This window comes from Sphingobacterium sp. SGR-19 (assembly GCF_011043555.1).
In the GTDB taxonomy this organism is placed as follows: domain Bacteria; phylum Bacteroidota; class Bacteroidia; order Sphingobacteriales; family Sphingobacteriaceae; genus Sphingobacterium.
Genome location: NZ_JAAKGS010000014.1, coordinates 1 through 13256 on the forward strand (window position 1 = coordinate 1; position 13256 = coordinate 13256).

A 13256-nucleotide genomic window follows, 5' to 3' on the forward strand; every position below is an offset into this window, starting at 1 on the left:
ATTGCTGACGATTTACAGCTGGAAAATGCAAGGCAAAAAGACCTGGTTACTTCCTCGACACATGGAGAAATTCATTACGATGATAAAATCAGGGAAAATAGAAACTCCTCCTGAGATACGGGGATATTACATGTTACCTTTGCCGAATGATGACACGCACCAGTAGAATTAACTTCACAAGAGGTAACGAGATCGTTACTTAAGTAGGGCGTTTACAATTGAGGTTTTATTATCTTTAGATAATAATTAATCATATAAACATGAAAACAAAAATCCTAACACTTATCGCGCTGGGGTGTTTTGTATCTGCAGCTTGCAAGAAAGATGACACTACCCAAAACACTAAAGAAGAAACCATTGAAATCAAAGGGAAGCTTTACACCATTGACTACCTACGGTCTGAAATGGCTCGAAATTTACAGGTTTCGGTAGACTCCTTGATATATAACAAGGAAGACACTACATTTACGATACGTCCATATCTAGATGGCAGAATAAGTGCTTTAAGGCTATTTAATTAATGGTTATGAAAAATTATATAACTTTTTTACTATGGCTCATTGTGAGTATAGGATACTCACAGAACTCAAATGTATATGTTGAATTATTTAATGTAAACAGCTCAGCCCTCAATAACGGTAAAATACACTATTTCAGTAATGTAGGCGATACATCAATAAATTTTTCTGTTGTAATCGGTCGCAATATTGGGCACGTTGGCAATCCCACTCAAGTGCTAGCATTAGCTGTTTTTGACAATAATGGCTTAGAATATGCTGCATCTGATACCATCGCCCTGACACAAGCTAACTTCACAGCATTTGATGGTACTGCAACACCATTCATCAACTCGTCTTTTACCTTAAAAGAAAATAAAAAAGAAGGTGTTTTAAAATTTAAATATAGATTTAGAATAAATGGAGGCGGATACGATGATTGGACAAACTGGTTTTATGCGACCAAAACATATCAAACTCAGCAGTACCAACCGCCTATTCCAGCGACTACTTTCGCAGGCCCCGATCAAATCTGCGACGAGGGAATCTATACGATAACCAATCCCGGGACTATATCGTTGGAAAATGCTACAGGAGTAGCTAACTTGACAAATCTTGGTAATAATCAGTGGAAGGTTGAAAGAATAAATAACGCCGTTGGAACGGTGGTTTTAAAGTCTTTGGTGGGATCAAATACCTATGAGAAAAATATAAGAATAGGGAATCAAGCCCCCACTTCCATAACGGGTAACAGCTTTAGTTTGGATTGGTCTCGAAGCTACACGTTCACTGTGAATACTGTGGATGCAAACAGCACCTTGGAGATCGTGAAAGAGGGGGCTCCGAGTGTAACCTTTACCAGGCTGGATAATAATCGATTTACTTTATCAACACCTCCCAAACCTAATAGCAATGATCCTATTACACCAGTGTATGTTTTGAATATTAAAGCTCGGGTGATCGACCCAGAATGTGGAAATTCTGAATATATTCATCAAGAAATTCGAGTGGGTTCAACGATTCCTTTTGAATAAGAAATGAACACCATAGACTATGCACACGCTATTTAACATTGTAGCAAGTTAGAAAAGTCACCTCAGTGTGGCTTTTTCTACTTTAAATTATTTTTTGGACAAGTTTTGCAGCAAGTATAACAAAAAATCCTGAAGCGGGGAGCTTCAGGATTTTTACTAACTAACCAATTATTAACCTAAATTATGAATTACTGAAATACTATCAATTCCTGTGCCTTCTTATTTTTGTAAAGCCCTTTTAACAAATTTTAACGAAATATAATCCTAACAGCATAATGCAATATTTCATTATGAATAAATATCTCCGCTGTTGTATGTATGCGCGCATATTTATATTAATCGTTATCTTTATTTTTTTGTATAATATGGTATCCATAATCACTTCTATAGCAGTTATCGCACTTGGATTGATGGCAAAATATGCCAGTCAAGACGGTTGGTTACCTTTACGTAAGTACTGGAGTTATATTTTAATAGGTGGGCTGATTGGCCTGGTCATAGATATTTATCGGTACTTAAAATGATAAGTTAAAGCGTAACGGAAGAGCCAGACTACCCCACCACCATCTTCGCCGAAGCCGTCCAAAGATACTCCGGAATAGGTTCCTCCAGCTTCCACTGAATAGACATCGGTTTCGATCCCGTATGGCTTACGTAGTGGGCAGGGCCTATAAACACATAACCTTGCGTAAAACCGTCCGCATCGTGGATAGCTTCCCTCACAAAAAGAAGAATTTTTTTCCCAGTTTTATTTTGGGTGATGTAGGACAGACCTTTTTCCGAGTAGTCAGCCGTTTGATTTTGCGACTGCCAGTGGAACAACAGCTCGTTGATGGCATAGTCATCATACAACGTGGTAGGAGAGAAGTCCTCCTCACTTTTCTTCAGATTGATAAATAAAGCTTCTGTGTTTAGCGCTTTATTCAATGCTACCCCTTCCCGGTTTGAGCTTTTCTTGCCCAGTGTACTTAAGCGCATCGCGACCAATATCTGTTCCCTTGTATAACATGCGTGGATCTGTAAAGGGAAAGCATAGCCCAAATCCACACAAGGAATCTCTTCAAATCCAATCTTATCGATTTTCACTTCCAGAAACTCTTTCATCTCCGCCACGAGATCCTTATTCAAGCCGATGGTTTTTATGGATTCCTCTAAAGTCATCTCATCGGTAGCCGTCTGATAAAAATCATAGTGTAGCATAAGCGCCATCAAGCGATTTTCCTCTGTGGGTGCAAGTTGGGTTAAATCAAAATCAACATCGATCAAAGCGAGGAGAAACCGGAAGTAACTAAGCGATTCCGTCACCATCCATTTTTTCGTTAACATCGCTTTATAACGATCCAGATTTGCGCTCTCCAGACCCCTACCGAAAGCCTCTGCACGAAGCCTGGAGAATAGGTGGTGTTTATAAATGTGTTTGAGCTCCAGATTATAAAACTTTAAGAAGTTTGCCAATGTAAATGGCTTGTCCGTATGGTTGCGAAATCCTTGGATTCGCGCTATCAATTGGCGCTTACCTAGCTGTGTAGCTTTCCTGATATTATCGAGGATATATTCTTTCGCCTTTTTCTCCAACACGATCGAACAGCCCAGCGGTAGATGCGGAAAATCCCGCTCAATTTCCGATAAGATCGTTGTATTTGTTTTGCCTATTAACGCTCTAAACTTATTTTCAAAATCATACTCATCACGCGCATTCCCTACGAAATCCAATACGGTCAATATATCTTTGTTATCATGGAGGCGAAGACCACGACCAAGCTGTTGCAGAAATATGGTCAAGCTCTCGGTTGGCCTTAGAAATAATACCGTATCAATCTCCGGAATATCAACGCCTTCGTTCACAATATCCACTACAAACAAATAATGAATATCTTTTCGTCGGAGTGCATTTAATACATCCGCTCGTCTATTTGCATTCTCAGCAATCAGATAGTCCGCCTGTAACCCGGCGTCGTTGAACTTACGCGCCATAAACTTCGCATGATCCTGGCTTACGCAAAATCCAACAGCACAAACGTCGCGGTAATCTTTCGAGTATGTCACGAGGTTTTCGATAATATTAGCCACACGTGTATCGTTCGATGTGTAGATATTACTCAGCTGCTCCGTATCATATCGGCCATTTCTCCAGGCAACACTGCTGTAGTCCACATTATCCGAGATACCAAAATATTGAAAAGGGCACAGTAATTTGTTGTTCAGCGCGTCCGGTAATCTAATTTCCGCTGCGATGCGGTGGTTGAAATCTGGCAAAATACTCTTGCCGTCCATGCGTTCGGGCGTCGCGGTCAAACCTAAAAGCACTTTAGGCTTAAAATATTCCGTGACCTTTTTGTACGTACTAGCTTCGGCGTGATGTACTTCATCAATAACGATGTAATCATAATAATCAGCAGGGCAAAAGGAAGCAAAATCCAATCTGCTCAGCGTCTGAATGGTCGCGAATACATTGTTTTTGTTTCTAGGTTCATAACCATCACCATAAAGCTCGCCAAAGTTAAATTCCTTCAATACATTTCGAAACGTGTTCAAAGACTGTTTTAAAATCTCAATACGGTGCGCTACAAACAATAATTTGGCTTCTGGATTCTTTTTAAGAAAATTCTTAAAATCAAATGCAGAGATCATCGTCTTTCCCGTGCCTGTCGCGGCGACTACGAGGTTGCGGTACGAGCTATGCACATCTCTTTCCACCTTTAGCTTTTCTAGAATTTCCGCTTGGTAGTGATATGGTTTAATATCAAAAAACTGAACAATTTCGTCCGTACTTTTTCCTAGTTTATTTTGTTTCAATGCTTCATCAAGACGGACCAGTTTCTCCGGTGTATACAGCTCAAATTCCGCGTTGTTCCAGTACGACTCAAACGTTTTCTGAAACTTATCAATGATATGCGGTATCTCCGCTGTTGTAACCTTCACATTCCATTCTAGCCCATCCGTCAATGCCGAGCGCGAAAAGTTGGAAGAACCGATATATCCCGTGTGGAATCCGGTGTTTCGATAAAAAAGATAAGCCTTTGCATGTAAGCGCTCGTTTGCGGTGTTGTATGAAACCTTTATCGTTGTGTTTTTAAGCTTGGAAAGCTCCTCGATGGCTTTCGCATCCGTAGCACCCATATACGTGGTGGTGATCACACGGAGTACACCGCCACGGTTGGTAAATTCCTCCAATGCATCTTTCAGAATGACAATTGCTTTCCATTTGATAAAGGAAACCAATAGATCCACGCGGTCGGCAGATCGGATTTCCTTTTTAAGTTCACCATCCAGAGAAAGACCAACGTTCCCGCCTGTGAACAATTCGCTTTGTGTGAGGCGGGATAATGGTGTAATTTCTTTTAGATGCAGGCGGATGTCGGTATAATCAGAATGCAATTGATCTAATACACCCTGTAAAATACGCCCTTCTGCATCAAGCAAATCCTCTTCAAAGTTATATTGGCTAATCTGCTGTGTAAGGTATCTCAGTAGATTATTCGATATCTCTATTTGTTTGGTAACCAATAGATCCTTCTTCTCCACTTTAATAGCTTTTAAAGCATTGGAAATGGCCTTATTTAAATGTGCACTTAAATAAAAGACTGCTTCTTCGCTATCCAGCTTTTTATCGTCCGCGACAAAATATTGCTTGCGGTCCAGTTCAGCCAGACGTTGCTTGAGCTGTTCGGTGATTAAGCTTTCGTATATTCCTAACTCCATAATTGCGTGATTGCATTCACAATAGGCACATCTGCTTCTGCCCAATCGTAATTTTGTAATTCGCTTTTATTGACCCAGATAGCTTGTACGTGTTCGGCAATAGCCAGCGAACCACCAGTCCATTTACAAAGAAAAGGGTAGAGGCGGAGCGAAAATTCAGGGTACTGGTGCTCCACCGAAGTGAGCACCCATTCTATTTCAATCTCCAAGCCTAGCTCTTCGTGGATTTCTCTTTTCAAGCAATTTTCTTTGCTTTCTCCGTTTTCAATTTTGCCACCGGGAAACTCCCATTTCAGCGGAAGTTTCATCCGTTCGGATCGTTGGCAGATCAAGATTTTGTTGTTGTGTTCTATGATGGCACAGGTTACGTAAAGCATAATGCGTTAAATATAGCAAAATTCGTCGTCCTACCTATCAACAAAGCTATAGTACTGCTCATAATCGTGTAGCAATTTGTCTTTTATCGCAATCGGAGCATAAAGAAGTATCTCTGAATCCGAAAACTCCGCAACGTCTTCGAATTGTTCAAAATCCTCCATTGCGGTATTTTGATAACGGTCTGGTTCAAGTGCCGCCAAGGCTTCCCAATAGTTATCATATTCACGTTCGCGTAGCGAGCCATCTGTATTGAAGAAAGCGCGCCCCAGGTAGTTGCACCCTTCTTCATAATCATATTCGGCTCGTAGGCTGAATTTTTTACATAAGATGCTTATCAGGCCATGAATCGGTAACCACGGCGATTCTCCCGTGAGGATTAGCTGGCCGCAAGTCGCTAGACTATCTGTGTCGGTAGGAATGCTGTGCAAGACGTTGACTCGGTTTCCTTCGCCACTATTGTATTCTAGGATACAGACCTCAAAATTTCGCGCGCCAAATACAGCTATCAGGTCATCGTTCACCTGTGATAGGCTTAGGCGTTTTAAGTCAAGGCGACTTGTATCGTCATGTGCGTGTTGCTTAATGGATTCGTTGATAAACTTTATTAGTCCATAAAGGCTCTCGGCAGTCCCGTCAAAAATAATGTGATTATAACAGTAGTTAGCCATGTCAATTCTCATATTGGTTTGGTTAAAAGCAAAAGACACGCCCTGGGACGCTGTTCTGATGGGTAGCGTGGCGTGTACTGTTCTTGCAAAGTTAAATGAAATATTATAGAATGCAAATAGTGGCGCAATGATAGTTTGTGTGATAATTGTTTGATTTTTAATCTATAGTCTTATTTCTTGTTTCATAATAAGAGAATACAAAAAACCAAACTATTTTTGTGCAGGACCATGCTTTCCAACGTCCGAAAATGTACAAGATCGCTGTAAGCTAATCGGCTAAGATCAAATTCAGAGAGATATTTGTTGAAAAAAGCTGTCAGTGTCTATAACTTTTTAATTGATCATGTTAAGGTAATAGTCGTATTTTTCCTATTTTTAACGATAATAAATAGCTAATTTTGAATAAAAATTATTTTCATCTCTATAGGGTAGTATGTACACAATAAAAAGCAAAAGAATAGAAGCTATTATCGATGATATTATAGATCAGTACGCTTACGCTGATAGATCAGATAAACCTTGGATTATCGGATTTAGTGGTGGAAAAGATTCTACGGTTGTACTTACATTAGTTTGGATAGCGTTATTGCGAATTAGAGAAAAAATGCCATATCCATTCCAGTTACGGAGAAAGGTCTATGTAGTTTGTAATGATACTATGGTTGAAAATCCGATTATAGCTTTTTATGTGGAAGGAGTTTTAAAGAAGATAGAAGCCGAAGCGAGAAACCAGGATCTTCCAATTTTTGTGAAGAAGACCACTCCAAAGTTAGAAGAAACATTTTGGATTAATGTCATTGGCAAGGGGTATCCTGTTCCTAATAATTCATTTCGCTGGTGCACCGATAAGTTGAAAATTAAACCAACATCTAACTTTCTGTTAGAGCAAATAGACGAAATGGGAGAGGCCATTGTACTTCTTGGTACAAGATATGACGAGAGTGCAACGCGCGAACGTTCTATCAGAAGACATGAGGTCACTGGAAGACGATTATCCAAACACCAAACGTCGCCAAATACGTATACCTACGCGCCGATTAAAGAATTGATGCTAGAAGAGGTATGGTATATTATTAACGCGGTACCTTCTCCATGGGGATTCGACAATAATGTGTTGTTCCAAATTTATGCTGACGCCAGTTCAGATGATTACGAGTGCCCAACAGTGGTGACGGACAAAAATCATACTTCATGTGGGCAGAGCCGATTCGGTTGTTGGACGTGTACTGTAGTTAAGAACGATAAATCCATGACTTCTTTAGTCAATAATGGCCGTGATTGGATGCAGCCTCTTTTGGATTTTAGAAACTGGTTGGTTGAGGAAAGAAACCTTCCGGAAAATAGGATGGATCAACGTAGAAATGGAATGAAAGCCGTTAACGAGGACGGCGAAAACAACGGAACATATACAGCCGGCTACAGATATAAAATATTAAAGCGATTGCTTGAGGTTCAGAAAGAGATTCAAAAAGAAAGACCTGATGTCACGCTCATTAACAATCAAGAATTAATAGCTATTCAGGTGATATGGAATCGCGATATGTATTTTGACCATACCGTGGGTGAGTTATATCGGACAATCTATGATCGAGATTTCAGTACAAATAATATTAAGTCATTAGATAATACCGAGAAACGCATTATGCGTGAAGTGTGTGAGGATGATATGAAATACTTTAACCTCATTGATAATCTCATATCGTTACAAGAGACTAAAACTTTGCTCATTAGTAAATATGGTCTGCATAATGACATAGAAAATAGGATAGAAAAGTTCGCGAAAGAAACAGCGGAATAAATTGTAACATGAAGATTAGAAGAATCAAATTCCATAATTTCAGAATTTACAAGGGAGAAAACCAAGTCCAATTCAATCCCTCATCTGAAAAGAACATCAGTATCATTGCGGGCAGAAATGGTTTTGGTAAAACCACTTTTCTCACTTCACTTATCTGGGTGTTTTATGGAAAGATGATGGCAGAGGTTGAAGAAAAATATAGAAGAGATATTAAGAATGCCGGAGGATATGAGAAGTTTTTGATTACATTATTAAATCGCGACGTGAAGGCAGCATTCGAGAATGATCCTGCTTTGTCTGCTAAATTCTCTGTAGAAATTGATATTGAGAATCTATCGATACCCTCAATTCCTTGTAACTCGGTTACTATCAGAAGATCCTATGATTTGGCTACAGAGTCAGAAAGTCTCATCGTTTTAATTGATGGTTTAGAAAACGAGTTAACAAAAGAGGTAGGCTATGAAGTTTTTATAAATGATTTTATACTACCTAGGGAAATTGCCAAATTCTTTTTCTTTGACGCAGAGAAGATCGTCACACTAGCTGAAGCCAAATCGAAAGCTGAGCTGAAAAATTTAAGCCGTGCGTATGCTGAAGTTTTAGGGATTAAGAAATACGAAGATTTAAAAAAGAATCTCGAAACCCTCCTGATAAAACTTCGTCGTAATGGTGCTAAGCCAGACGAAGAGAAGAAGTTAAAAGAATTACTTGATAAGGAGCAAGAGATAAATTCTTTGGTAGCGCATAATTTAGAAGAGCAATTACACGTAAAGGAAGAGTTCTTAAAGCTAACGTTGCTGTCTGATGCGTTGCAAGAAAAGTTGATTCGCGAGGGTAATGGTATAACTTTAGAGGAATTAAAAGAGCTTAAAGAAGAGCATGCTGAACTCCGAAATATTGGTGATGGCATTCGGTCTAGGTTAAAGAAAATGTTTGATCTTGTACCATTGGTGATGGCAGGGAAAAAACTGATTGAACTGGATAGGCAACTAGATATAGAAAAACAGGCCTCTACAGATTATTATGTGAGTCCGGCACAATTGGATGACTTCCAGAGGAAGTTTATCGAAAGACTGAGGTTACTCGAAATTCCCAATGAAAAAAGTGAAAGTATTGGCAACCTATTCAAACAAGTTTTGACGGAGGGAATAGGACATAAAGAGGGGGATAAAGCTGAGATACTGTTAGACTATAGCCCCGAACAATATCGAGAGTTCAAAGCAATTCTATTCAATATTCAGAATGGTTTTAAGAGCCAGTTTACCAATATTGTACAAGAGGATAAAAACAACCGCCTGGCTATATCTAGAGTTTATTACAAGCTTAAGCAAGCGGAGGCTAGAAAAGACAATCCTTTGGCTCAAAAACTTCGAGAGGATAAAGAAAAGATAGATCAACGCATATTTCAGTTGGCTACTGACAAAGGTAAGCTTGAAGAAGAGTCGAATAACCTTGAAATACAGTTGGCTGTCAATCATAGGGTGCTTTCCGAATATGAAAAGAAGTTTGAACTGATTGATGCTGATCGAGCCAAGAGTGAGGTCACACAACAGCTCTTGGCTCGGATCAACCTGATTATACAGCGAATCAAGGAAGACAAAAAATATTCTTTGCAAAAATCGATTCTGTTAGGTTTACGAAGGATCATGCATAAGAATGATTTCGTCAAAGATGTTAAGGTTAATGTCGAAGGCGATGTGATGGATATTGATTTGCTGGATAAGAATGGTCATGTTATTGATAAAGAATCGCTATCCAAGGGCGAGCAGCAACTTTATGCAACGGCTTTATTAAAAGCACTGGTGGACGAATCTGGTATCCAGTTCCCAGTATTTATTGACAGTCCTCTACAGAAATTCGATAAATTTCACTCGCAGAACATCATCAAGGAGTTTTACCCGACTATCTCTGACCAGGTTGTACTATTCCCATTACTCGAAAAAGAACTGTCCGAGATCGAATATGACAGTTTGAAAGAGAATGTAAATAATGTGTATGTTATTGACAATATGGAGGGGTATTCACAGTTTAGGGCAGTGCCGGTAGATAAATTGTTTAACGAAATAGAAAGTGAGCAGCATGTTTACGCAGGTTAAGACGAGCAAAGAAAATAAAGATGTGGTGGCACAGCTTACTCGTAAGCTGAACCTTGGTACAGAAAATATCATAGCCCGAATGGCCTACACTTATTCCTTGTCAATGGATCGTAAGTTAGATTTAAACGAACTCGCTGATTCAGGCGGAAAGGAATATTCTCGATCGGTTTTGTTTGGAGATCATTACGATGTCTATATCGGTATGTTATGTGTGCATTATGGTATCTATAAGACGGATAAGGATTTGGCTAAATATGTGAAACTTCATTTGGACGATGGTTTATACCTTATCAATGACGAATTTCAGAAAGTTAATAATATCGATGGATTTGATTTTCTTGTAGAATTAACTGAAAAAGGTATTAATTTATGATAAGTATAAGTGCAAGTCATAAGAAGAAATATACAATTAAGGAGGCGATTTTTAAAGTTCTCAATGATAGAAATGAACCGTTGGGAGTTAAGGAGATTTATCTGCAAATAGTTGAGAAAAACCTATATATTTTTAAAGCGGAAGATCCGGAGCATATTGTTAGAACGGTTCTTAGAAGACATAGTGAGAATATTAATGTTAAGTCTTCTAGTAAAACGAAATATTTTATCTTCTTAAAGGACGGTACATTTTGGTTCAAGGACAAATCGTATCAGGAGAATAATCATAAAGAAAAGAAACCTGAGAAGGAAATGCTTCCATATAAGGAAATCACCGAACTTCAAAAGAAATTTAATGTAATTTTTAAAAAGAATCTTCTAAAGCAACTAGGCAGTGTTGATCCTGAGGATTTTGAAGATTTTTGCAGAAAGCTATTAGTGGTATATGGATTTCGAAATGTTAAAGTAACTAGGAAAACTAGGGATGGTGGTATTGATGGCTATGGTGAGCTAAAGATTGGAATTGCTACGATGGAGGTTGCGTTTGAATGCAAGCGATGGGCTCAGACCGTTGGTCGCCCCAAGGTTAGCCAATTTAGGGGAGATATACAAGGTAAGTTTCAGCAAGGCATATTTTTTACTACTTCAAATTTTTCTAAAGAAGCAAAGGATGCATCACTTCAAATGGGCGCAGTTCCCATTATATTAGTCGATGGACACGGAATTGTTGAACTAATGATGGAGAAAGAGTTTGGCGTAGAAAAAATTGAATTGCCAATTTATTCAAATGCATTGGATCTTATTTTTCAAAAATAAATTATTCAAATCACAATCATTCATATCCTAGTAGTCTTCTGTATTCGTGGAAATCATTTTTGTTTTTTATTTCGTCTATGGTCATTAACCCCATATTGATTAGTAAGACGTTTTTCATTCTAGTTTTGCCAATGCCAGAGAACTGAAAAAACTGGTCAGTAAAATCAATCTTATCCACGTTAAAAAAATATTTTATTAACTCATTTTGGAAGTAATCAATGCTTATATTTTTATCCGTATCAAGTTGATGCAAGATCTTTTTCAATACAACGAATTGGACTTGAACTCCTACAGTTTTGAATAAAATTGTTCCTTCTTTATATAATGCATTGTAGCTGGCCTTAAAGAAATTTATAAGTATAGTATAAATGAGCAAATCATTATTTTCAATATAATATTTTCTTAATGGCGCACTACTTTTTATTGCAGATAAAACAGATCTAAACCTATGATCATGGGAGACCATTTGAAGTGTGTCACGATCTCGTTTAGCGTTAGTGGTTATCAAGGATAAGATTCCTTCTACCATTGCAGAAGTGGAAATTGCCCAATCAATAGGCGTAGAGTCTGACAGTTTACTTAATATTTCATCATTATTCGCGGCTAATAAAATATGGCCTTTAAATATCGAATGCTCATCAGTGTTCAATTTTCTACTTAAAAATACAGCTAATTTTTCAGGTGACCATTTATTAGATTCTTCTTCGCTTAAGTCATATCCGTACAAATCGTAAGCTAAACTTTTATTTACTTTACGCTGATTCATATTTATGGTAGCAAATATATAGGCTTGATATGGATTTGGTAAATCTAAATATAGTGTGCAAAGTAACTCATATTTCTTTTGTTCATCATTACTGAGGTGTTTGAAGCTAAACAGACGATGTTGACCATCTATAACAGCTCCATTTATTTTTAATTCAGGTATTATTAGATAGTCGTCAGTACATCCCCCAATATTCTGTTTTTCAACTCTCCATTGATCTGTTTCCTCGAAATTCTTTGTATTTCCTGCAATAATTATTGAATTTGGCAAAGCGCTTTCTGTACTTTTTAGAAAATTTGCGATTTCTTTTCCTCTGTCTTCGTCAAATTTTCTCTGGACACCGTCGTTTTCAAATATGTTATTTTCCAGACTCAGATAATATGGTTCTGTATCAACCAATTGCCTTAAATCGAATGCTGATATTTTAAAGACATAAAACGTTCCTAATGGTTGGTTAACTTCTATAACTCTGTATTTCAATGACATGATTAATCTACTTTAAAATCTGTAATATTGCCAGAAAGCGTCGCTCCTTCCTCTCTTCCTCCATTCGGGTTTTCAGGTCCAGAATTATTCGTTCTTTCCTTACCTAAAGTATTGAAAGGATTAAACCTGTCATGGAGTATTTTGTTTCTGACACTTGAAATCCACCAAATGAAATAAGAAAATAGCAGGCATATTATAGATAGAATAATCTTAATTATATTTTCTGCTATAAAATTATTAACTATTATCCATATAACAAACGTGACGATTAGGCTACCTAAGCCAAATATTCTTATACTTTTTTTAATGCTTTCTATCCGTAATTCGTCAGTCTCAGCTGATTCACCCCTCACTGTTTTTTTTGTTATAAATATTAAGTCTATTACTGAGGCTGTAACTAGAGACAAACTTATATTGGTAACATTGAAAGAAAAGTTTTTAACCTTGATGTCGTCAAAGCCACAAAACCAACACCATTGCATCTCAATTATATCTTTTAATACGCCAAAGGTTCCGACTAAAACGATAACGATGAGAAAATAGAGCACATAACTGGGATTTGCCCAGGGGTCTTTACGCCTTTTCTTCAAAAAGGACTTCATTAACTTCCAGTTATTAGTTTTTTCTATGTTCATTGATGTAC

The 13256-nt window shown here is 37.9% G+C and carries 12 protein-coding genes; 7 read left to right on the top strand and 5 right to left on the bottom strand.

The annotated features are described in order from the left end of the window. Positions 1-260: 260 nt before the first annotated feature. The 3 genes from G5B43_RS18710 to G5B43_RS18720 all read left to right on the top strand — a co-directional run bounded on the left by G5B43_RS18710 (position 261) and on the right by G5B43_RS18720 (position 2055). Positions 261-521 carry a hypothetical protein gene (locus G5B43_RS18710; RefSeq protein ID WP_165296337.1) on the top strand — a complete coding sequence of 87 codons (261 nt, stop codon included), beginning with the start codon at positions 261-263 and terminating at the stop codon, positions 519-521. Positions 522-526: 5 nt separating this feature from the next. Beyond that, complete coding sequence (locus G5B43_RS18715; RefSeq protein WP_165296338.1) at positions 527-1531, top strand: hypothetical protein; 1005 nt, start codon at positions 527-529, stop codon at positions 1529-1531. A gap of 365 nt (positions 1532-1896) precedes the next feature. Further along, on the top strand, positions 1897-2055 hold the full coding sequence (locus G5B43_RS18720) for a hypothetical protein (protein WP_165296339.1): 159 nt from the start codon (positions 1897-1899) through the stop codon (positions 2053-2055). Positions 2056-2083: 28 nt separating this feature from the next. On the opposite strand, the gene G5B43_RS18725 is transcribed toward G5B43_RS18720, so the two are convergent. The 3 genes from G5B43_RS18725 to G5B43_RS18735 are packed head-to-tail and all read right to left on the bottom strand — an operon-like array spanning position 2084 to position 6291. Then, positions 2084-5233, bottom strand: coding sequence for a DUF3427 domain-containing protein (locus tag G5B43_RS18725; protein WP_206367426.1), 3150 nt, complete (start codon positions 5231-5233; stop codon positions 2084-2086). Next, entirely contained in the window at positions 5224-5610 is a 387-nt protein-coding gene (locus G5B43_RS18730) for a (deoxy)nucleoside triphosphate pyrophosphohydrolase (RefSeq protein ID WP_165296340.1), read from the bottom strand. The genes G5B43_RS18725 and G5B43_RS18730 overlap by 10 nt, the downstream gene beginning before the upstream one ends. Before the next feature lie 30 nt (positions 5611-5640). Continuing rightward, positions 5641-6291, bottom strand: a complete 651-nt coding sequence (locus G5B43_RS18735; RefSeq protein WP_165296341.1) for a hypothetical protein — start codon at positions 6289-6291, stop codon at positions 5641-5643. A 421-nt stretch (positions 6292-6712) separates the two neighbouring features. Here G5B43_RS18735 and dndC point away from each other — a divergent pair, with 421 nt between their 5' ends. The 4 genes from dndC to G5B43_RS18755 are packed head-to-tail and all read left to right on the top strand — an operon-like array spanning position 6713 to position 11361. After that, positions 6713-8077, top strand: a complete 1365-nt coding sequence (gene dndC, locus G5B43_RS18740; protein WP_187444081.1) for a DNA phosphorothioation system sulfurtransferase DndC — start codon at positions 6713-6715, stop codon at positions 8075-8077. A gap of 8 nt (positions 8078-8085) precedes the next feature. Next, positions 8086-10173 carry a DNA sulfur modification protein DndD gene (gene dndD / locus G5B43_RS18745; RefSeq protein WP_148919003.1) on the top strand — a complete coding sequence of 696 codons (2088 nt, stop codon included), beginning with the start codon at positions 8086-8088 and terminating at the stop codon, positions 10171-10173. Then, positions 10157-10546 (top strand): DndE family protein, encoded by a 390-nt coding sequence (locus G5B43_RS18750; protein ID WP_148919004.1) that lies wholly within the window; start codon positions 10157-10159, stop codon positions 10544-10546. The genes dndD and G5B43_RS18750 overlap by 17 nt, the downstream gene beginning before the upstream one ends. Next, positions 10543-11361 carry a restriction endonuclease gene (locus G5B43_RS18755; protein ID WP_165296342.1) on the top strand — a complete coding sequence of 273 codons (819 nt, stop codon included), beginning with the start codon at positions 10543-10545 and terminating at the stop codon, positions 11359-11361. The genes G5B43_RS18750 and G5B43_RS18755 overlap by 4 nt, the downstream gene beginning before the upstream one ends. 16 nt (positions 11362-11377) lie before the next feature. Here the strand turns inward: G5B43_RS18755 and G5B43_RS18760 are convergent, their stop codons facing one another. Then, positions 11378-12613 (bottom strand): DGQHR domain-containing protein, encoded by a 1236-nt coding sequence (locus G5B43_RS18760; RefSeq protein ID WP_148919008.1) that lies wholly within the window; start codon positions 12611-12613, stop codon positions 11378-11380. Between the two features lie 2 nt (positions 12614-12615). Then, positions 12616-13248: a hypothetical protein gene (locus G5B43_RS18765; RefSeq protein ID WP_148919009.1), complete on the bottom strand. Its 633-nt coding sequence runs from the start codon at positions 13246-13248 to the stop codon at positions 12616-12618. Positions 13249-13256 lie beyond the last annotated feature (8 nt).

Excerpts from the sequence above, each read along its gene's own strand:
- G5B43_RS18715 (WP_165296338.1), top strand. The coding sequence starts at position 527 with ATGAAAAATTATATAACTTTTTTACTATGGCTCATTGTGAGTATAGGA.
- G5B43_RS18750 (WP_148919004.1), top strand. The coding sequence starts at position 10,157 with ATGTTTACGCAGGTTAAGACGAGCAAAGAAAATAAAGATGTGGTGGCA.
- G5B43_RS18720 (WP_165296339.1), top strand. The coding sequence starts at position 1,897 with ATGGTATCCATAATCACTTCTATAGCAGTTATCGCACTTGGATTGATG.
- G5B43_RS18735 (WP_165296341.1), bottom strand. The coding sequence starts at position 6,291 with ATGAGAATTGACATGGCTAACTACTGTTATAATCACATTATTTTTGAC.
- G5B43_RS18765 (WP_148919009.1), bottom strand. The coding sequence starts at position 13,248 with ATGAACATAGAAAAAACTAATAACTGGAAGTTAATGAAGTCCTTTTTG.
- G5B43_RS18760 (WP_148919008.1), bottom strand. The coding sequence starts at position 12,613 with ATGTCATTGAAATACAGAGTTATAGAAGTTAACCAACCATTAGGAACG.
- G5B43_RS18755 (WP_165296342.1), top strand. The coding sequence starts at position 10,543 with ATGATAAGTATAAGTGCAAGTCATAAGAAGAAATATACAATTAAGGAG.
- G5B43_RS18730 (WP_165296340.1), bottom strand. The coding sequence starts at position 5,610 with ATGCTTTACGTAACCTGTGCCATCATAGAACACAACAACAAAATCTTG.
- dndD (WP_148919003.1), top strand. The coding sequence starts at position 8,086 with ATGAAGATTAGAAGAATCAAATTCCATAATTTCAGAATTTACAAGGGA.
- dndC (WP_187444081.1), top strand. The coding sequence starts at position 6,713 with ATGTACACAATAAAAAGCAAAAGAATAGAAGCTATTATCGATGATATT.
- G5B43_RS18725 (WP_206367426.1), bottom strand. The coding sequence starts at position 5,233 with ATGGAGTTAGGAATATACGAAAGCTTAATCACCGAACAGCTCAAGCAA.
- G5B43_RS18710 (WP_165296337.1), top strand. The coding sequence starts at position 261 with ATGAAAACAAAAATCCTAACACTTATCGCGCTGGGGTGTTTTGTATCT.